The organism is Acinetobacter sp. ANC 4178 (assembly GCF_004331175.1).
Lineage (GTDB): Bacteria > Pseudomonadota > Gammaproteobacteria > Pseudomonadales > Moraxellaceae > Acinetobacter.
On the sequence record NZ_SJOD01000008.1, the window covers coordinates 34456 to 54359 of the forward strand.

Sequence of the window (19904 nt, forward strand, 5' to 3'; positions counted from 1 at the left end):
GATCAACACCTGCTTTTTAAATTACTCAGATTGTTATTTAAATCGCTTGCTCAATGTCGTCGCCATAGCCGTCACTTTTTGATAGCCTGTTGGCAAAATACGCTGAATCAGATCTAAAGATTTCGCATCATTGCCAATCAATACGCGGCGCTTATCCTTTTGCACCGCCGCTAAAATTTGACGTGCAGCTTCTTCAGGTGGAATACGTAATAACTTGTTAAATGCGCGTGCCGATTTTTCTGGATTCATCCCCAAGCTGCGCAAGCTGTCATTCATACGCGCATCATTGGCAATATTGGTACGAATACCACCCGGATGTACACACAACGCGCTAACGCCACAGTTTTCAATATCCAGTTCCTGACGTAAGGATTCGGTAAAACCACGAACCGCAAACTTGGTGGCATTATAAGCCGATTGGGTCGGTTGAGCCGTTAAACCGAATAAGCTAGAAATATTGATGATATGACCATCGCCTGTTTGCTTAATCAAAGGCAAAAACTCTTTAGTGCCGTACACCACACCCCAAAAATTAATCCCCACAATCCATTCTAGTTCATCATAACTCGCACCTTCTACTGTCGAGCCCAACGCCACCCCAGCATTGTTAAAAATCATATTGACTGAACCATGATTTTGTACCGTTTCTTCTGCCCAAGTACGTATGGCTTCACGGTCAGACACATCCAATTTTTTGGTGGTCACTCGCACATTGCTGTCTTTGATTAATTCCACGGTTTTCGCCAAACCTTGCTCATTAATATCACTTAAAGAAAGGTGGCAACCTTGCTGGGCTAAAAGCAATGCCAACTGTTGACCAATCCCTGAACCCGCACCTGTTACGGCGGCGACTTTATTGTTAAATGTTTTCATTTTCTATCCTTATTGGTTCCTAAGGCGGTATGACAAAGCTACCCCCATTATTTTATGCATGATGCGAATGACACTCTCAATATAAATTTGACAATACTCATTGTCAATAATTGTCTGACGAATCTCCTTGCAACCAAATCTTGCGTTTAATTTAGGCATTTGCAGCAATTGTTGTTAAACTACAGGCGGACTTTGCTACGTTTTATCTTTATGACTAATTCCAATACCAACGATGCAGGAAAACATAACCAACCGTTAAAAAATAAAGAACGTCAGTTTAAAGGATTGTCTTTGACTGAACGTCAACAGGCACGTCGTGAAAAACTCATCGAGGCAGGTATTGAAGTTTATGGCACGCATGGTTTCTTTGCAGTCACGGTCAAAGACATTTGCAATGAAGCCAAACTGACCGAACGCTATTTTTATGAATCCTTTAAAAAAAGTGATCAACTTTTCCAAACTATCTTTTTAAAACTGATTGATGAACTGCAACAAAATGTCATGCAAGCGATTATGCAAGCCTCAAACAGTCATGAAAAAATGGTGGATGCTGGCTTAACCGCCCTTCTCACCACGCTCAAAGACAATCCACGAATGGCGCGTATTATTTATATCGATGCCATGCTGGTACAAGAACTGCATAACCAAGCCACCATTCATGAAACCATGTTGCGTTTTGACCGTATGATTCATGCTTTTGTCATGTTAATGATGCCGAATATTCCCCATTCAGAACGTGAAATTTCATGGGTTTCTACAGGCTTAAATGGTTATGTTACCCAAATTGCCATTCGTTGGGTCATCAGTGGCTTTAAACAGTCTTTGGAAGATGTATTGGCGTCTTGTCGGGTGGTTTTTGTGGCTTTACTTGAATCATTTTCTGAGAAAAAAAATTAAATTACAGCAATTTAATTTTTACAAAAAATTGAACCTAATTTTACGACAGTCTCACAGGCTGTCTAAAATTGTTCATGAATTCGACTAAAAATTGTCACAAAACTTTGCGAAAATTGGCATTCTGCCCTATTCTGCAATGATACTGTCATAATTAATCTTTGTAATAAGCCTGTCATAAATAAAAAACGGCCTACCGTTATCATCAATAGGATATTGCGTTGTGAAAGATGACTACATACTAATCGTCGATGACGAACTTCCAATTCGAGAGATGATTCATACCTCTTTGGATATGGCAGGCTTTCAATGCTTACAGGCAGAAGATGCTAAACAGGCGCATCAAATGATTGTCGATCAACGCCCAGCGTTAATTCTGCTCGACTGGATGATGCCTGGTGGTGTCAGCGGTGTCGATCTCTGTCGTCGCCTTAAACGCGATGAAAATTTATCTGAAATTCCAGTCATTATGCTCACCGCACGCGGAGAAGAAGACCATAAAGTCCAAGGTCTCGATGCAGGTGCAGATGACTATATGACCAAACCTTTTTCGACGCGTGAATTGGTGTCACGCATTAAAGCAGTTCTGCGTCGTGCCAATGCCCTGAGTGGAGAAAAAACCATTGATGCCAATGGTTTATTGCTTGACCCAGTCAGCCAACGCGTGAGTTTTGGCAATAACATTCTAGAAATGGGTCCCACTGAATATCGTTTATTGGCCTTCTTCATGACACATCCTGAGCGTGCTTATACCCGTGCGCAATTGCTTGATCAAGTTTGGGGTGGCAATGTCTATATTGAAGACCGTACTATTGACGTCCATATCCGTCGTTTACGCAAAGTCTTAGAACCCTATGGTGCAGACCGTTTTGTTCAAACCGTGCGTGGAACGGGTTACCGCTTCTCCACTCGTGCTGATGTAGCTTTAGGTTAATTTTAGTTTTATGTATGAACCCTACCCTGTCCCCGAACTGGCGCGTGAGCATCAAAAATTCCGTTACAGCAGTTTATGGATATTTGCCAAACAAGATTTACGTTTACTGGCTTTTCTATTGCTCATTGCAAGCTTGATCGGGTTTGGTATCGGGTATTTTTGGGTCTGCATTTTTGCTGCTTTTACCATTTTTTTCGGTTTTCAACTACGTTCTTTGTATTTGGTCAATGAATGGATTTCTAACCGTCCTTATGATGTTCCTCCCAATTTAAATGGAATTTGGGGGGCATTATTATTTAATGTCTATCGTGCACAACGCCAAGAACGTATCGTGCAAGCCGAAATGGTTGGCTTGATTGACCGTGCACAATCTTCATTGGTGGCACTGGCAGAAGCCGTGGTGCTCATTGATGAGTCACATCAAATTGAATGGTGGAATCCCGCGGCGGAAAAATTATTGGGTATTCAATCGCTTGACCGTGGTCGTAACATTATGACCATTTTGCGCCAACCAAGCTTTATTGAATATTTCAAACACAGTGACCAAATTCCTGATGGCATTAAAATGAAATCTTCCGTGTTTGAAGACCATTATGTGCAAATCAAAATGACCCGCTTTGGCGGTGAAAGCCGTCTATTGGTGGCGTATGACGTAACACGGATGCACAATCTAGAGCAAATGCGCAAAGACTTTGTCGATAATATTTCACATGAATTGCGCACGCCTTTAACGGTGCTCAGCGGTTATATTGAAACCTTTACCGATCAGGAAGATTTAAATCCACGCTGGAAACGTGCGTTTGAGCAAATGCAGGCGCAGACCAAACGCATGAATGCCTTGGTCAACGATTTGTTGCTGCTATCCCGTTTAGAAAATAACAAGCAAATTGCCAAAAACCAGATTATTGAAATGCCTAGCCTGATGAATCAGTTGTTCGATGATGCGCAGGCCTATAACGTAGATTATGGCCATACCCTGAATTTAGACATCGACAGTCATTGCGACCTCATTGGTTCAGATACCGAATTGGCCAGTGCGTTTAGTAACCTCATTACCAACGCAATTAAATACACCCCGAAAGGCGGTACTATTACCATGGGTTGGCATGATGATGGCGAACAGGGTTATTTTACTGTTGAAGATACGGGTATTGGTATTGATCCGAAACATTTGCCACGCTTAACCGAACGCTTTTATCGTGTGGACAGCGCGCGTAGTCGTCAAACAGGTGGAACGGGTTTAGGACTGGCGATTGTGAAACATGTACTAATGCAGCACAACGCGCATTTAGAAATCGAATCCAAAGAAAATCAAGGCTCAACCTTTAAAGTGGTATTTCCGAAAGAACGCCTGTATCACATGAGCTAAAAAAGATTTTTATAATATTTTAAAAAAATAAGAATTGAGATGGTTGCATACGACAACCATCTCAAAGGCATCATTACAGGGTATGCCCCAATGCCTCGCCCATCACCACCGTCGAATTGGCTTTGAACTGCGCATCCCACTGCATTTTATTGTGTTCAAACAAGACTATTGCTGTCGAACCTAAATAAAAACGTCCTAACTCCGCGCCTTTTTCAAGGAACAGATTGTGCTGGTTCAGCTCTAAGCGCCCAGTCGGTTTCACTTTACCTGTGGCAACCGTTTCAATGCCTGCCACAATCATCGCACCCACTAATACCACGGCCATACGACCCAATTCGGTATCAAACAGGCACACCATACGCTCATTACGTGCGAACAAGCCTGGGATATTTTCAGCCGTTGTCTGGTTCACAGAGAACAATTCACCAGGTACGTATAAAGTTTCTGTGAGCGTACCTGCAAACGGCATATGGACACGGTGATAATCACGCGGAGACAAATAAACGGTTGCAAATTCACCTTGTTTAAATGGCTCTGCTAATTGAGGATCCGCAATCAATTTTTCTATAGAGAAGCTTTGCCCTTTGGCCTGAAACACTTCACCCGCTTCAATATGCCCCAATTGTGAAATTGCACCATCCGCAGGTGACACAATGCTTGTGGCATCAACATCAATTTCACGGACTCCGTCTTGCAAAGCGCGGGTAAAGAACTCATTGAATGACTTGTATTTCAAGGCATTTTTTTGCTCCGCAATCGACATATCAATGCCATATTGCGCTTTAAATGCAGAGATTGCCGTGTTTTTAATCAACGGATGTTCACTGGCAGCAATCTTACCCACCACACGAGAGAGTTGATGTTGCGGCACAACACGTTGCGCCTGAATAAAAAATTGTTTTGTTAAACGTGAGGTGAGGCTCAAGACGGTAACTCTCCAGTAACGATTGGACTATCGAGGCGATTGCCCCATTCACTCCACGCACCATCATAAGCTCGAATATTCCAACCCAATACACGACCCAAAATATAAGCCAAACCTGAACGATGATGTGACTGACAGTACACCACGACAGGTTCTTGTAAATTGAAACCTTGTTGTTCTAAGCGTTGCTGTGTGCGTTCTAAAGGATGCAATTTTAAATGATTTTCACGATTAAGTGCAGTACTCCATTCAAAATGGCGTGCATTTGGAATATGACCACCGCGTCGCGCGGCCAATCTTAAACCGGTATATTCATCTTCTGTTCGACAATCCCAAAGTTGAATCGCCTGCTGCTGTACCAAAGACAGTAACTCGGGATATTCAATTCGAACTTGGTCTTGTGCAGCCAAATTGACTTGGACTAAGGCTTCTACAGGGGCAAATTTCACCTGTTCAGAGGTCGTGGGTAAACCTTGTCCTAACCATGCATGAATACCACCATTGAGCAGCGAGGTATTGTAAAAACCTAAGCAATGTAAATTCCAGATGAGGCGTCCTGCCCAGGCGCCACCTTCATCATCATAAACCACCACATGATGTTCAGGACTAATATTTAAATACTGAATCAGCGCAGTCAAACCGTCAACATCAGGTAACAAGCCTGTAGCATTTTCTTCTTGGCGTAGCAATTGTGCGGGTTTAAGCGGAATGGCCTGCGGAATATGCAGCTGCTCATAAACCGAGCTGCGACTTAAATCCACAATACGTAATTTTTCATTGCCTAAATGTGGAAGTAACTCTTCCACCTCAATTAATAAACCCAAATTTAGCGTAGATTCCATCATCATTTTTACACGTTTTGTCCTAGCAACAGCCTGATCTTAGCATAAGCCCATGTCTACAAAATGCCGATTTTTCTATAGATCTTTGCAGAAAATCAGCAATATAAATCAATTAATGCGCAGGCTCTGTAATTTGAAAAACCTGACGTAAATAAGCCAAGAAGGTATCGTTATCGGTCATGGTCTTGCCTGGACTATCTGAAATTTTCGCCACTGATTGTCCATTACATTCTACCAACTTCAATACAATATTCAGTGGGGTTTGCCCCATATCATTGGTCAGATTGGTGCCAATGCCGAAGCTCACTTTGAAACGATCTTTAAAATATTGATGTAATGCCCAAGCTTTTTGTAAATTCAAACCATCACTAAAGGTTAGCATTTTGGTTCTGCTGTCAATTTTTAGGGTTTTGTAATGTTCATAGGCTTTATCACCCCAAACAAAGGGGTCACCACTGTCATGTCTTAAACCATCAAATAATTTGGCAAAATACAAATCGAAATCACGCAAGAAAGCATCCATTCCAACGACATCAGTCAGGGCGATGCCTAGATCACCACGGTACTCTTGCACCCAAGTCTCTAATGCAGCTTTTTGGAAGTCTCGCAAACGCACATCTAAAGCCTGAAAGGCTTGTAAAAACTCATGTGCCATGGTGCCAATCGGTGAAATTCCCAATTCTTTCGCCAACAGCACATTGCTGGTACCGCGGAAAACATTCGGGACAGCATGATGAAATGCCTGAATCACCTGCCTTTGCCAAGTCAAACTGTAGCGACGGCGAGTACCAAAATCAGAGACCAAGAAAGGGGGATCTTCTGGGCGCTGCTGCTGTTCGCACTGTTGAATAAATTCAATTTTGGCTTTGAGGCGGCGCTCACCTTCTTCAAGTACTTCTGGCGTACGGAGGCGCTTAAAGTACAGTTCATTCACAATCGCCAAGACAAAAATCTCGAACATCATGGCTTGTACCATGGGGCCTTCCACCCAAATGTCCAAACGACCTTCGTGATCGACACTGGCGTGAATAAAGCGGCGTTTTAACTGGAATAATTCTAGATAATCGACAAAGTCACTTTTAATAAAACGTAAACCACGCAAATATTGCAATTCATCTTCTTTAAACCGAAGCTGACACAAATAATCCAACTGCTCATTCAAATCTTGCAGAATATCCACCAAGGGATACACCGTCTCGTCCAAATTACGGCAACGGAAATGGTAGACACTATGCGTTTGTGGAAACTGGTGTAATACCACTTGTAGCATCGTAAATTTATATAAATCAGTATCCAGCAAGGATTGAATTATTGGTTGCATAGCCTATCCGTTCGGAATGTTCTTCATTCACGATAAATCACTAAATCCATTGTTACATAACATCCAACGTCATTTATTCTTTTTTCTTATCCTTTTAACAAAAAAAATAATGATTCCAGTTATGCAAGGCCAATAGATCGCCATGTAAACATGTGCATATTATTATCACAATATTATAATAAAATGCATTTTTAATAAATTTTAATTAACATTTATTGAAATTTTATTTGCTTTAAATTACTATCAAATTTCAAATAAAAAGTAATATTATTCACTATTAAAATTAATAATATTACCCAATAAATCATGCTGGTATGGAGAATAAAAATGGCTAAATTAGATTTAAAACCGTTAGTTGAAATCGACGGTTTTGTTGCTGCTGCACTGGTTGATAGTTCAAGTGGCTTATCTTTATCTGCGGTAGGTTCTGGAATCGATTTAGAACTTGCAGCTGCTGGAAATACAGAGGTTATTCGTGCAAAACGAAAGGTCGCGAATGCTTTAAATTTAAAAGATAATATTGAAGATATATTGATTAGTTTAGGTAAGCAATATCACGTTTTACGCCCATTAGACCGCAATGATGAACTGTTTCTCTATCTCGTCTTAGACCGTCAAAAATCAAATCTTGCAATGGCTCGCCATGAATTAAAATCGTTTGAAAAAGAATTAGATTTCTCATAATTTTTGCGATGAGCAAAAAAAAAAGCCATCTTTCATAGATGGCTTTTTTTCATCATTTTTCCGATAAATTTTGCACATTATTTTTCAATTTTGTTGCGTAATCTACACCATGCGTATTTAAATATTCACGAATAAGCTGTCGAACCACTTGTGAGGGTTTTAAATCTTGCTGACTACATAACACTTCAAAAGCTTCTTTTTTTATAGGGTCAATCAAAATTGTCAATCTTGCAGTTTTATTTTCCATAGCCATTTTCTATCATATTATTAACATCAAATGATAATATTATTATCATTTTATTATTGTAAGGCAAGATTTAAATTCATCCATGCCTTTCTTTAAATTGAATCCTGATTTAGCATAACTTAATCTGCCAAATAAAACCATATTATTTTTAAGGTTTTAGTGATCACCTATTTTAATCTTTCTCTGCATAATATATGAAATCAGTTATCTGCTTTTGATAAACTGATTTTGATTGTTTTGATATCAGTTTTTTATATGCGTGCATTATTACAACGAGTCCTTGAAGCCAAAGTGATCGTCGATGGTCAAGTCACGGGTGAAATTCAACATGGGTTACTGGTCTTTTTGGGACTCGGGAAAGAAGATCAGCTTGAAAAAGGCAAAAAGCTGATTGATAAAATCCTCAAGTACCGCATTTTTGATGATGAACACGGCAAAATGGGCTGGAATGTGGCACAAGCTCAAGGTGGTTTACTCTTGGTGTCGCAATTTACCCTGATGGCACAAACGCAAAAAGGCTTACGCCCCGATTTTGGCCCTGCAATGCCACCCGATGCCGCCAAAGTCCTGTATGAACAATTAGTAGGCTATGCCAAATCGCAATTTGAACACGTACAAACCGGTATTTTTGCGGCTGATATGAAAGTGCATTTAATTAATGATGGTCCTGTGACCTTTCAACTCGAAGTTGAATAAAAAATTCAGCAATAAAAAAAGCCTACAGTCAATTGTAGGCTTTTTTGTTGCTTCGCAATGAAAGACTTATCGACCTGTTTTTTCTTTTAAGAATTGACGTGCCAATTGAATTTTTTCTTTCACCGGTTTTGGTAATTTTGGTGGAATCAATTTTGCGACCTTGTTAAACCAAACCAATAAGCTGAAGTCACCTTCCATTTTAATGCTGCCATTCTGCATCCCAGTCATGAATGCAGAAGGGTCACCTTTCAGTAAGGTTTTCACCCCTTGCTCACTGTCTACAAACTGCAAGATAAAATCGGCTTTTTCTGCATCACCCGAAACTGTATCAATTTGACCATTGTTGATAATAATTTGGCGGGCTACACCTTGATCCGTCCCAATCTGGATGCGAAATTGACGCTCATGAATCAACTCAATAAATTTTGGGCTGGTACGAGCCAGTTGTTTCATGCGCAACACTAAACTCGCCACCAAAAGATCAAGTGGATCCGTGCTCACATCGACCAATGGTAGTTTGACAACTGGAATTGAAGACAGTTTCATGACGTTTGAAGCCTATTGTAATTGTAGAAAAATTGACTGCTCCATCCTACCATAACTTAATTCTGATGGAAGCTAGGCTTTGTATAACAATCCCAATCTGACCGCTAAAGTCATAAACAAAATTTTATGTCCATCACAAAATCACCGTCTTTTTTATCACGTGCATACAGCAGTACCTAACTGGATAAAAAGTAGAGTAATAAAAGCACCACGAGATGGCTCAAAATGAAAGCTCACCTGTTTCTACACACCTGAACTGCATGACCAACATTTACCCGAGTGTGGCAATATTTATTGTTATTTTTTCATTGTCCAAGCTTCGCTCGAACTTGGCTCCCTCTCATCTTGGGGTGAAAAGGAGCAATCAATGCTTAACGACTACTGTACTGCTGATCATCTTCATATACTGGGGTATGTTCGATATAACGGCGCTTGGATAAAGCACGTTCAGCACGACGATCTTCTCGAAACAATAATAAAGTCACCATCGTCATGGATAAGCTCACCGCAGCCAGATAACTAAATGCCATGGGCAAATCAAACACGACCTGAATGCTGAGTCGAATCATTTCTAGCAAGCCCCAGAACATCATACCTGCGAACATAAAGCTCAGCCAACGACGATACGGCGAGAAGAAAACAGCAATCAGTGCAACAGCCACACAACTCAAGCCAATTATGGTTGCTAAATTCGCTGTGACCATAAAAACCTCCGTCTTCAATGGAAATCGTGTCTGGGAAAATACCCGACCCGTCATTCTCACGACCTATATTAGTTTTGTGAAATTTGTTTATCTGTATCTCTATGCAAGCATTATGAGCAGTTTTAAACAGAAAAAAAGGGATGCTTTTTTATTGAACGACATACCTTGTCGCAATATTATTTTGTCATTACATTTTTTGTCATTTCGAGTTGAATGGAAGCAAGATATGCCATGAGTTGGCGTGTCATTACAAAAAAACAACGGGGTTTTTCACGGAAAAAATTATTTTTTGAGCACTGGATTTGAAGCAGATGGTGGCAAATCGTTGGATGATTTTTTAATACAAAAGTCACGCAGAAGAAAACAAAAAACGCAATCCGAAGATTGCGTTCTATTCATGAAACTGTAATGGTTACGCGCAGTTAAGATCTTTATCATGTACGCCCAACAGGTATAACACCCCATCAAGTCCCACGCTTGAAATCGCTTGATTGGCATTCTGACGAACTAAAGGTTTCGCTCGGAATGCAACGCCTAAGCCTGCAATTGAAAGCATTGGTAAGTCATTGGCACCATCACCGACCGCAATGGTTTGCTCAGGTGAAATCCCCATGCTGTCTGCCAGTTCACGCAATAAAAATGCCTTACGTGCACCATCAACAATATGACCTTTGACTTCACCTGTAACGTGACCATCTTGCACATCCAAAATATTGGCATGCACTTCATCAATCCCGAGTTTGGCTTGTAAATACTCGGCAAAGTACTGGAAGCCACCCGATAAAATCGCAGTTCTATAACCCAATGATTTTAAGGTTGTAATTAAGCGTTCTGCCCCTTCCGTAATGGTCAAGCGTTCTGCAATTTTAGGCAATACCGAAGCATCCAAACCTTTTAATAATGCAACACGTGCACGGAAGCTTTGTTGGAAATCAAGCTCACCTTGCATGGCACGCTCGGTAATTTCTGCAACTTGCTCACCCACACCCGCCTCAATCGCCAATTCATCAATCACCTCTTGTTCAATGAGGGTCGAATCCATGTCAAAACACACTAAACGGCTGTTGCGACGGTAAGCATTGTCTTCTTGCACCGCAATATCAATACTGAGTTCTGAGGACAAACGTAAGCACGCTGCACGCATTGCGGTTGCATCTAACATTTGTCCGCTCAGACCAAACTGTACACAAGAACGTTTTGGTCCTTCTGACTGGTTTTGTAACTGTGGACGACCTGATAAACGGATCACTGTTTCAATATTAAAGCCTTGGTTCGACACAATATTGGTAACAGCTTGTAAATGCGCAGCAGTCAGTTCTGGCGCCAAAGCCGTGACAATATAGCGTGTACGTCCACCTTCACCGACCCATTGATCATATTCTGTTGCAGAGATCGGTTTAAAGCGCACTGTTAAGCCGATATCATGTGCTAGAATCAGAATTTCCTTCATGGCTAATGCTGTTGCAGTCTGGTCATCTGACGAAACAACAATACCTAGAGTCAGTTGATTATGGATGACGGCTTGTCCAACATCTAGAATTTGTAAGGAATGAGTGGACAAAACCTGCATTAATCGAGTGAATTGATTAGGTTGGTCGGGTCCTAAAAATGATATAAGAATGATTTCTCGCATGAATTGACTCGAGTCTGAGCTACAACTATTGTGAGAATCATAATCGAATTTGAATAGAATTGCCTTGGAAGTTTACGTTGAATGCGCCTAGACAAGGGCTATTTGCTAGCCTACTGATAATAAGTTTTGCACTTCATACCTTTTTATTGGTGATTGCAACCACTCACCAACTAAATGAAAACCGTGCGAATCAGGGACAGTTGATGACCAGTCAGTTGGTCACAGACAGTTTATCGGAACTTGAACCTGCCAATACAGTATCACTGGCCTTATTGGTGAATCGTTACGCCACGAATCCAAGTGTCGCCTCTATTCGAATTTTAGACGGCACTAATCAGGTTTTGGCAACAGGCGGTTTATCCAAAACCCGTGATGGTGAGGTCTTTGTTCGTGATGCCTTACAAAATGAGAAAAAAGTCGGCACCATTGAAATTACCCTGATCAAACCCAGCATTGGTGAAATTTTACGGACTCAATGGCTGGCTATTTTGTTCTCGTTCTTTATTCATGGTCTATTATGGTTGGGTTACCGCGCGATTGCCCGCCCAAGCCGTACCGAATATTTAGCACGCATTAATAATGAATCCCGCTTGAAACACGAAATTCAGGCCTTAACTCAAGCGCTAGAGCAAGAAAAACATAATGCTGCATTAACCATTGCTCAAGCCCAACAACAGTTCCAAAATAAAAATAAAAGCAAAGAAATTAAACCTGTTGTTTTGGATGATTGCTCTGTTGCATTAAACATTCAATATTATGATCCAAAGCAACTCCTCGACTCGGTCAATCAGACCGTATCTGTACCTTATTTCAATTTGTGCCAGATTTTCTTGAACAAAAGTATTGAGCTTGCGGTTCAGCACTATAAATTAAATCGTTCGGACATTACCACGGTACAACAATTCAGTGCGCAAGGGGCAACCATCACCTTATCGGCTGACATGCCTGATGCCGTGCCTTGTTTGGTCATGATTAGTTCGGTGTTCCAATTATTGTCGGAAGTTTTATACAAACGCTATCGTGAAGAAAAACGTTTCGTGTTACAAACACGTAGTGCTATTTCTTCATCGGTAGAAGCCATGCAGTTGTCTGCGGTTCAAGCGGCTGAACGTCTGGTCCATCAACTTTCTGCCAAAGAAAGTGCAGTCCATTTGAACAATGAGTTGTTAAAGCACATCAGTGAGCATTATGACTTAGTGTCCTTGCCAAATCCGACCAATGTATTGACCCGTCATGCCTTTATGGTCAACGGCATGGACAGTAGCATGGCGGAACTGGCACAAAATTTAAGAACAGAAATTCTCAAAGGCAAACAATCTAAAGCCTCATGAGCTTACTTCAATAAAAAAGCCTGACTGATGTCAGGCTTTTTTGTGCAGTCTTAAAAAGATTAAATTTTTTGTAGGCTTTTGCTGATTAAGAACTCTTGCGCGGAATGAGGCACTTCATCTGGAGCAATGCAGGCTTGAATCCACTCTCCAGTAGACTGCAATTGCCATGTACCCTTTTGATCCGACAAATAATTGAGTAAACCATCTTGCAGAATACGCTTTTTGATTTTCGGGTCTAAAATGGGGAAGCAAGTTTCCACGCGTGAAAATAAATTACGTCCCATCCAGTCTGCGCTGGCACAGTACAGTTTCTTTTCTCCGCCCTGTTCAAAATAATATACACGGGTATGTTCCAAGAAACGTCCTACAATGGATCGCACTCGAATATTTTCGGACAAGTCCTCCAGTTGTGGAACCAAGCAGCAAATCGAACGAATAATCAGTTCAATTTTCACCCCAGCCTGTGAGGCGCGATATAAAGCAGCAATCAGTTGTGGCTCGGTCAGTGCATTAACTTTAATGATAATACGCGCATTTTTCCCCGCTTGTGCACATGCAATTTCCTGATCAATCAACTTCAGCAATTCGGCATGCAAGGTAAAAGGCGCATGCAGCAAAGTCTTTAATTTTGCCATCTTGCCCATCCCCGTCAGCTCTTGGAACATCCGATGTACATCTTCACAAATATCGGGCTGCGTGGTCATTAAGCCATAATCGGTATACATTTTGGCATTCCCTGCATGATAATTGCCTGTGCCTAAATGTGCATAACGCACCAATTGCTGATCTTCACGACGCACGATTAAAATCATTTTGGCATGGGTTTTATACCCCACAATGCCATACACCACTACCGCCCCCGCTTCTTGCAAGACATTGGCCACGGTAATATTCGATTCTTCATCAAAACGAGCCCGCAACTCAATCACCGCAGTGACTTCTTTGCCATTCCGCGCAGCTTCTGCTAAGGCTTGCACAATTTCCGAATCTGCTCCACTACGATACAAGGTTTGTTTAATCGCCAGTACATTTGGATCTTTTGCCGCTTCACGCAATAAACTAATCACAGGTTGAAATGAGTCAAAAGGATGATGCAGTAACACATCTTCTTTTTTCAAAATTTCAAAGATGGACTGTTGCTTACGAAATGGCTTCGGAATAACAGGGTTAAACACGGGATATTTCAAATCAGGGCGATTAAAACTGGTGGTTAAGCGCGATAAATTGATGGGTCCCGAAATCGAATACAAATTCTCTTGATCTAAATCAAATTGATTCAGCAAATAATCGGTAATGTCACGGGGACAATCATCTTCAATTTCTAAACGCACTGCACGACCAAAACGTCGAGAAGACAACTCATCTTTCAATGCCACCGCCAGATCATCGACATCTTCCGACAAAATTAAATCGGCATTGCGTGTCACACGAAATGCATAGCAACCTGTCGCTTTCATACCCGGAAATAAATCACTGATATGTTGCTGAATAATGGCGGTCAGGAAAATCTGTTCTTGATGATTCCCCACCACACTCTCGGGCAAATGAATCAAACGCGGTAAAGATCGAGGCGCAGGCACAATCGCCATTTCAATTTCACGCCCAAAAGCATCTTTACCTTCCAAACTCACAATGAAGTTCAGACTTTTATTGACCAAGCGCGGAAAGGGATGTGATGGGTCCAGACTGATTGGCGTCAATACAGGCTGGACTTGTTTGGCAAAATAGCTGGCAATCCACGCCTTATGCTTTTCCAAAATGTCTTGATATTGAATGAAATGAATCCCAAAGCCTTGTAGCTGCGGCAAAATGGAATGATTGAAAATCTCATACTGCTCTTGTACCGCCTGATGCACTATAGTCGAAAGTTCAGACAAAACCACATCGGTTGGAATACCGTCAGGCATTCGGGTAATGGCGTTTAAATCCTGTTGCTTCATTAACCCCGCAACTCGAATTTCAAAAAACTCATCCAGATTGCGGGAGAAAATAATCAGGAAGTTAAGGCGCTCTAAAATGGGTAAATCGGGATTTCTCGCTTGAGCCAGAACACGCCGATTAAATTCAATGAGTGCCAATTCGCGGTTGAAATACGTTGCTGATGAATGCTGAAAATTTTTCATTTTGACTCAATGTTGTTGATTTTTTAATCAACTCTTTACCCTCTGTGCCTGCATGTTATGCAGTGTTTATGACGTTTTTATTACAAGCCTGAACTCAACTTAAATATATGAACTTGCTGTTTGTTTTATCAACACTTGATCAAATTTTTATTAGAAAAATCCACTGATTTCATTCAAATTTTCGAGCATCTAACTCTGACTCAGCAACCGATTTATGCTGTCGACTTGCCCAATAGGTCGCCAAAATCGGCCCAGAAATATTATGCCATAAACTAAAAATTGCACTGGGTAAGGCAGTTAATGGCGCTGTTGCAAAATGAACTGCGGATAATGCCACACCTAGACCTGAGTTTTGCATCCCGACCTCAATCGCCACAGCCTTACTGTCTGCATAATTTAAATGGAATAAACGGCTGCACCCAAATCCCAACAAATATCCTAGGCCGTTGTGTAATGCCACCACCAGAAAAATCAGTAAACCTGAATGGAGTAGCTGTGCTTTGCTGCCACCAATAATTGCTGCCACAATCAACACGATAGCCAACACCGAAATCAGCGGCATCACAGTGATGTACTGCTGAATCTGTTGTTTCAATAAACGTCTTAAAATTAAGCCCACCACAATTGGCAATAGCACCACTTGTAAAATAGAACTCAACATGGACCACGCATTAATTTCAATCCATTGACTCGCAAGCAGATAGAAAATAAATGGGGTGAGTAGAGGGGCCAATAAGGTCGAAACCGCAGTGCAAGCAACGGACAGTGCGGTATTGCCCTTTGCCATATAAGTAATGACATTCGAAGCGGTTCCCCCGGGACAACAGCCCACTAAAATCACCCCGACGGCCAGCTCCGCAGGCAATTGAAAGATCAAACACAGAGCATAAGCCAACAATGGCATCACCACAAATTGTGCGATTACCCCAATACAGACCGCTTTCGGCGTTTGTGCTATGGCTTTAAAGTCCGCCAGCTGCATAGTCATTCCCATGCCCAGCATAATAATCCCCAGCATCCATGGGATATAGGCTTTTAACCAGACAAAGGCTTCGGGCAGAATCAATGCGATTCCAGCAAACAGTACCACCCAGAAAGCAAAAGTTTTCTGAATCAAATGGCTCAATTGCAATAATGCAGACATGATCAGTCCTCAATGGGGAGTCAAACTAGAGAAGGTAAAGCAAAATAAAAGAATTATGCGGTCGTGGTCGCAACAATATCTTTGATGTAGATTCGTTGTACCCCAGCAGCCAACATATCTTGCCAAGCATGTTGCAAAGAACCATTTAAATCAATTGCTTTGGTTGCATCGGCAATCACATAGGTTTTAAAGCCTAAATGACAGGCATCTATCGCGGTCCATGCCACGCAGAAATCCGTCGCAATGCCCACAATATAGACCGTATCTATACCACGTGCATTTAAATAACCTGCCAAACCAGTCGTGGTTTTTCGGTCTGCTTCCATAAATGCGGAATAACTGTCGATATTCACATGCGTACCTTTACGGATAATCAATTGAGCTTGGGGTAAGGCTAAATCAGGATGAAAGTCGGCATCATGGCTGCCTTGTACACAATGCGCGGGCCAGAGCACCTGTGTGCCATAAGGCAGTTCAATCTGCTCAAAGGCGTGTTTCCCAACATGATTCTCTGCAAAAGAAATATGCTGTGCAGGATGCCAGTCTTGGGTCAAAATAATTTGCTCAAAATAATCGCCCAATTGATTTATTTTAGGAATAATTTGCTCGGCATGGGCAACTGCAAGATTTCCGCCTGGGGTAAAACCATTTTGGACATCCACGACAATCAACGCTTTCTTGTTTTGCATCTGTTGCATGTCAATTTTGCTCGCTGTTCTTATTGATTGTTCGCTAGCATATAACAAAAGTTCGAGGATGTAGTGAGCGCGTCAGTCTCACTGACTTGATCTACAACAATTCCTGCTGTTCCCGATTGTTTATTGCCCATAAAAATAGCGCGTAAATACGGGCTATTTATAGACTACACGATGTTTAAACGCTGACTTTCTGTAAACGTTGTACCAGAATTAACATCAATACAGCAGAAATCACAATACAAGGAATCGCTGCGGAAACAACACCTGTCGCGCCAAAACCTGCTGCCAAAAGCTGTCCTGCAATGGTTGGACCCAACATCGCCCCAATACGCCCAACAGCCGAAGCCATTCCCACACCCGTGCCGCGTAGTTCAGTAGGATAGACAATACTCCCAAACGCATAGAGCACACCCTGACAACCAATCACAAAAGCCCCGACCAGTGCAGAAGCCAAATACATTTGCGTGAGTGAAGCCGCAGCATTTAAGGCAAATAAGCCTGCTAGAATTCCACCATACATCAACACAATTACATAGGTTTTTTTCCAGCGGTCTGTGAGCATACCCAAAATCACCGTTCCTACAGTTGCACTGAGCATGAAGTAGAATTGCGCGGTACTGCCCTCTTTACGCGAGAAACCCAGCTCCATAAATAACGAGGGCAACCAGCTCAGCATGATATAAACCACCATCAAGGTGAAAAAATAACTGAACCAAATTAAGCCTGTACGCATTAAATTATGGCGATTAAACAGATCCTGAAAAGAGACGTGCTGTGTGGTTTCGTTCGTCTCTACTCGTGTTTGTGCTTTTAAGAATTCCCGCGATTCAGGCAAGAACTTGATCATAATCGGGAGCACAATAATAGGTAACAAGCCGCCCAGATAAAAAATATTTTTCCAGTTCGAACCAAAATCTAAGCTGGCAATATAAGACAGAATGGCAGCTCCGACAGGCATACCACAATACATGAGCCCCACAGCTTGCCCACGCTTTGCAGGAGTAACCGCCTCCGATGCTAGCGTAATTAGCAACGGCATCGCAGCACCTAAGCCCGCGCCAGCCAAAAAGCGCACCAACAATAGACTGTAAAAACTATTCACCCAGACCGTACATAAAGTGAATACAGCAAATACGGCAACAGACCAAACCAAGACTGCTTTACGACCGATACGGTCTGCAAAACGTCCCCCCACCAATGCTCCAGGTAATAAGCCTAAAATTCCTGCGCTGAAAAACACACCCAGTTGAGAACTGTTCAGTTCAAAATGTTCTCGAATACCTGCGGCTGCAATACCCGCAGCCTGAATATCTAAACCTTCAATTACCGCAATCAAAAAACAAATGGCGACCGTAATCACGGAGTGCCTACGCGCTGACAATGTATTCATCTCAAATCCTTGTTTAAACCTCGTCCAAAATGAAGCTCATCATCCGTGAAGCAGAAATTTAAATTAACTCACCTTAAGTGGAAGATTTTGGGTGATTTTTTATAAATTATGAGATAAGTCACATTTTCGTTGCCGAGCATAAATAGTCCTAAAAACAATTAATCAAAAATAAATTTGACTAAAACAGTCAACAATTTGACTGAACTTTAAGTACTTAGCTGCTAGCCGAGTTAAACTTCCATAAATTCAATTATTGCTAAAATGAATCATTAACATGGTTTTCTGTAGTCAGACTTCATATTTTCTTAGATTTAACATAGAGCTATAAGCTCTTTATTGAGTCCTATAAGCTCTTAATCTTATTTATGTTTCTGACTCGAGTATGTAGATCTACGTCTTTTTCTGACCTTCTGAAGCGCGAGACACACCCTCTCGCTATGCATTATTTTTCACTTTTTTAAAGTTTTGAATTGCTTTGACTAAAGCATATTGTTCTTCATCGCTTGTTCAGTCATAATTTGCATAAGCATTATTCAATTCGACACACTCTAATTGAAACTGCTATAAATCAAAATGCGCACCCATCCAATCTCATGTTTTTCACTTCACTGGATGGACAAATAGGATATTTTTTTAAAATGACTCAGCAAGCACAGATCATTCAAGGCTCAATTGTCGCAATCGTCACCCCAATGTTTGAAGATGGCAGCGTAGATTGGAAGGGTCTTGAGAAGCTCGTTGAGTGGCACATACAACAGGGAACGAACAGTATTGTTGCAGTTGGAACAACTGGTGAAGCGTCTACATTAAGCATGGCTGAACATACACAAGTGATTAAAGAAGTTGTTCGTGTAGCCAACAAACGTATTCCAATTATTGCTGGTACTGGTGCAAACTCAACGCGCGAAGCAATTGAACTTACAAAAGAAGCAAAAAAACTCGGTGCTGATGCAGCCCTATTGGTCACACCATATTACAATAAACCGACACAAGAAGGCTTATATCAACATTATAAAGCGATTGCCGAAGCTGTTGATTTACCTCAAATTCTGTATAACGTACCAGGTCGTACAGGCGTAGATATGGCCAATGAAACGGTCATTCGTCTGGCTGATATTCCACAGATTATTGGCATTAAAGATGCAACTGGTGATGTTCCGCGTGGTCAAGCTTTACTTGAAGGCTTACGTGGTAAAGACATGGTGGTTTATTCAGGTGATGATGCAACCGCTTACCAGTTAATTGAACATGGTGCGAAAGGTAATATTTCGGTCACTGCGAACGTTGCGCCTAAGCAAATGAGTGAAGTATGTGCTGTTGCCATTGCAGGCGATGCTGCACGTGCAGAAGAATTAAATGCTCAAGTTGCAAATTTACACAATATTCTATTTTGTGAATCGAACCCAATTCCTGTGAAATGGGCGCTACACGAAATGGGCTTAATTGGTACTGGCGTTCGCTTACCATTAACACCTCTTGCAGAACAATACCGCGCACCGCTTCGTGAAGCGTTAGTTGCGGCAGGTATAATCAAATAAAGAGCACTATAT

Annotated in this window: 19 protein-coding genes; 7 read left to right on the top strand and 12 right to left on the bottom strand. The window is 41.6% G+C overall.

Features of this window, described 5'->3' with window-relative positions:
- Positions 1-33: 33 nt before the first annotated feature.
- Entirely contained in the window at positions 34-873 is an 840-nt protein-coding gene (locus E0H87_RS15115; protein WP_131324357.1) for an SDR family NAD(P)-dependent oxidoreductase, read from the bottom strand.
- A gap of 210 nt (positions 874-1083) precedes the next feature.
- Here E0H87_RS15115 and E0H87_RS15120 point away from each other — a divergent pair, with 210 nt between their 5' ends.
- The 3 genes from E0H87_RS15120 (at position 1084) to phoR (ending at position 4070) form a co-directional block, all read left to right on the top strand.
- Complete coding sequence (locus tag E0H87_RS15120; protein ID WP_131324358.1) at positions 1084-1770, top strand: TetR/AcrR family transcriptional regulator; 687 nt, start codon at positions 1084-1086, stop codon at positions 1768-1770.
- A 220-nt stretch (positions 1771-1990) separates the two neighbouring features.
- Complete coding sequence (gene phoB / locus E0H87_RS15125) at positions 1991-2701, top strand: phosphate regulon transcriptional regulator PhoB (RefSeq protein ID WP_016168882.1); 711 nt, start codon at positions 1991-1993, stop codon at positions 2699-2701.
- A gap of 10 nt (positions 2702-2711) precedes the next feature.
- Positions 2712-4070, top strand: a complete 1359-nt coding sequence (gene phoR, locus E0H87_RS15130) for a phosphate regulon sensor histidine kinase PhoR (RefSeq protein WP_131324359.1) — start codon at positions 2712-2714, stop codon at positions 4068-4070.
- A 73-nt stretch (positions 4071-4143) separates the two neighbouring features.
- On the opposite strand, the gene asd is transcribed toward phoR, so the two are convergent.
- The 3 genes from asd to pncB form a co-directional block, all read right to left on the bottom strand.
- Positions 4144-4995, bottom strand: coding sequence for an archaetidylserine decarboxylase (gene asd / locus E0H87_RS15135; RefSeq protein ID WP_131324360.1), 852 nt, complete (start codon positions 4993-4995; stop codon positions 4144-4146).
- A complete protein-coding gene (locus E0H87_RS15140; protein ID WP_131324404.1) occupies positions 4992-5840 on the bottom strand; it encodes a sulfurtransferase in 849 nt (282 codons plus the stop codon). The genes asd and E0H87_RS15140 overlap by 4 nt, the downstream gene beginning before the upstream one ends.
- Positions 5841-5949: 109 nt before the next feature.
- Complete coding sequence (gene pncB, locus E0H87_RS15145; protein ID WP_131324361.1) at positions 5950-7158, bottom strand: nicotinate phosphoribosyltransferase; 1209 nt, start codon at positions 7156-7158, stop codon at positions 5950-5952.
- A 327-nt stretch (positions 7159-7485) separates the two neighbouring features.
- On the opposite strand from pncB, the gene E0H87_RS15150 reads away from it, so the two are divergent.
- Positions 7486-7842 carry a roadblock/LC7 domain-containing protein gene (locus E0H87_RS15150; protein WP_131324362.1) on the top strand — a complete coding sequence of 119 codons (357 nt, stop codon included), beginning with the start codon at positions 7486-7488 and terminating at the stop codon, positions 7840-7842.
- Positions 7843-7894: 52 nt separating this feature from the next.
- Here the strand turns inward: E0H87_RS15150 and E0H87_RS15155 are convergent, their stop codons facing one another.
- Entirely contained in the window at positions 7895-8089 is a 195-nt protein-coding gene (locus E0H87_RS15155) for a CopG family transcriptional regulator (protein WP_131324405.1), read from the bottom strand.
- A 255-nt stretch (positions 8090-8344) separates the two neighbouring features.
- Between E0H87_RS15155 and dtd the strand changes: the two genes are divergently transcribed.
- The gene (gene dtd, locus E0H87_RS15160; protein ID WP_131324363.1) at positions 8345-8785 is read left to right on the top strand and encodes a D-aminoacyl-tRNA deacylase; all 441 of its coding nucleotides are present in this window, start codon (positions 8345-8347) and stop codon (positions 8783-8785) included.
- 66 nt (positions 8786-8851) lie between these two features.
- On the opposite strand, the gene E0H87_RS15165 is transcribed toward dtd, so the two are convergent.
- The 3 genes from E0H87_RS15165 to serB all read right to left on the bottom strand — a co-directional run bounded on the left by E0H87_RS15165 (position 8852) and on the right by serB (position 11668).
- Positions 8852-9331: an SCP-2 sterol transfer family protein gene (locus E0H87_RS15165; RefSeq protein ID WP_116762155.1), complete on the bottom strand. Its 480-nt coding sequence runs from the start codon at positions 9329-9331 to the stop codon at positions 8852-8854.
- Between the two features lie 371 nt (positions 9332-9702).
- On the bottom strand, positions 9703-10035 hold the full coding sequence (aciT, locus tag E0H87_RS15170) for a ciprofloxacin tolerance protein AciT (protein WP_131324364.1): 333 nt from the start codon (positions 10033-10035) through the stop codon (positions 9703-9705).
- A 412-nt stretch (positions 10036-10447) separates the two neighbouring features.
- Positions 10448-11668, bottom strand: coding sequence for a phosphoserine phosphatase SerB (serB, locus tag E0H87_RS15175; RefSeq protein WP_131324365.1), 1221 nt, complete (start codon positions 11666-11668; stop codon positions 10448-10450).
- Positions 11669-11745: 77 nt separating this feature from the next.
- On the opposite strand from serB, the gene E0H87_RS15180 reads away from it, so the two are divergent.
- Positions 11746-12999: a hypothetical protein gene (locus E0H87_RS15180; protein ID WP_131324366.1), complete on the top strand. Its 1254-nt coding sequence runs from the start codon at positions 11746-11748 to the stop codon at positions 12997-12999.
- Between the two features lie 59 nt (positions 13000-13058).
- Here E0H87_RS15180 and ppk1 read toward each other — a convergent pair whose 3' ends face one another.
- From ppk1 to mhpT, 4 genes are all read right to left on the bottom strand, one after another.
- Positions 13059-15122, bottom strand: coding sequence for a polyphosphate kinase 1 (gene ppk1 / locus E0H87_RS15185; RefSeq protein WP_131324367.1), 2064 nt, complete (start codon positions 15120-15122; stop codon positions 13059-13061).
- Positions 15123-15291: 169 nt separating this feature from the next.
- Entirely contained in the window at positions 15292-16266 is a 975-nt protein-coding gene (locus E0H87_RS15190; RefSeq protein ID WP_131324368.1) for a bile acid:sodium symporter family protein, read from the bottom strand.
- Between the two features lie 53 nt (positions 16267-16319).
- Positions 16320-16955 (bottom strand): bifunctional nicotinamidase/pyrazinamidase, encoded by a 636-nt coding sequence (pncA, locus tag E0H87_RS15195; RefSeq protein WP_131324406.1) that lies wholly within the window; start codon positions 16953-16955, stop codon positions 16320-16322.
- A 184-nt stretch (positions 16956-17139) separates the two neighbouring features.
- Positions 17140-18354 (bottom strand): 3-(3-hydroxy-phenyl)propionate transporter MhpT, encoded by a 1215-nt coding sequence (gene mhpT / locus E0H87_RS15200; RefSeq protein WP_131324369.1) that lies wholly within the window; start codon positions 18352-18354, stop codon positions 17140-17142.
- 638 nt (positions 18355-18992) lie between these two features.
- Between mhpT and dapA the strand changes: the two genes are divergently transcribed.
- Positions 18993-19892, top strand: coding sequence for a 4-hydroxy-tetrahydrodipicolinate synthase (dapA, locus tag E0H87_RS15205; protein ID WP_131324370.1), 900 nt, complete (start codon positions 18993-18995; stop codon positions 19890-19892).
- The last annotated feature ends 12 nt before the right edge of the window (positions 19893-19904 follow it).

Excerpts from the sequence above, each read along its gene's own strand:
- serB (WP_131324365.1), bottom strand. The coding sequence starts at position 11,668 with ATGCGAGAAATCATTCTTATATCATTTTTAGGACCCGACCAACCTAAT.
- ppk1 (WP_131324367.1), bottom strand. The coding sequence starts at position 15,122 with ATGAAAAATTTTCAGCATTCATCAGCAACGTATTTCAACCGCGAATTG.
- E0H87_RS15190 (WP_131324368.1), bottom strand. The coding sequence starts at position 16,266 with ATGTCTGCATTATTGCAATTGAGCCATTTGATTCAGAAAACTTTTGCT.
- E0H87_RS15150 (WP_131324362.1), top strand. The coding sequence starts at position 7,486 with ATGGCTAAATTAGATTTAAAACCGTTAGTTGAAATCGACGGTTTTGTT.
- mhpT (WP_131324369.1), bottom strand. The coding sequence starts at position 18,354 with ATGAATACATTGTCAGCGCGTAGGCACTCCGTGATTACGGTCGCCATT.
- E0H87_RS15155 (WP_131324405.1), bottom strand. The coding sequence starts at position 8,089 with ATGGAAAATAAAACTGCAAGATTGACAATTTTGATTGACCCTATAAAA.
- dapA (WP_131324370.1), top strand. The coding sequence starts at position 18,993 with ATGACTCAGCAAGCACAGATCATTCAAGGCTCAATTGTCGCAATCGTC.
- phoR (WP_131324359.1), top strand. The coding sequence starts at position 2,712 with ATGTATGAACCCTACCCTGTCCCCGAACTGGCGCGTGAGCATCAAAAA.
- E0H87_RS15165 (WP_116762155.1), bottom strand. The coding sequence starts at position 9,331 with ATGAAACTGTCTTCAATTCCAGTTGTCAAACTACCATTGGTCGATGTG.
- aciT (WP_131324364.1), bottom strand. The coding sequence starts at position 10,035 with ATGGTCACAGCGAATTTAGCAACCATAATTGGCTTGAGTTGTGTGGCT.
- E0H87_RS15120 (WP_131324358.1), top strand. The coding sequence starts at position 1,084 with ATGACTAATTCCAATACCAACGATGCAGGAAAACATAACCAACCGTTA.
- dtd (WP_131324363.1), top strand. The coding sequence starts at position 8,345 with ATGCGTGCATTATTACAACGAGTCCTTGAAGCCAAAGTGATCGTCGAT.
- pncB (WP_131324361.1), bottom strand. The coding sequence starts at position 7,158 with ATGCAACCAATAATTCAATCCTTGCTGGATACTGATTTATATAAATTT.
- E0H87_RS15140 (WP_131324404.1), bottom strand. The coding sequence starts at position 5,840 with ATGATGGAATCTACGCTAAATTTGGGTTTATTAATTGAGGTGGAAGAG.
- E0H87_RS15115 (WP_131324357.1), bottom strand. The coding sequence starts at position 873 with ATGAAAACATTTAACAATAAAGTCGCCGCCGTAACAGGTGCGGGTTCA.
- pncA (WP_131324406.1), bottom strand. The coding sequence starts at position 16,955 with ATGCAAAACAAGAAAGCGTTGATTGTCGTGGATGTCCAAAATGGTTTT.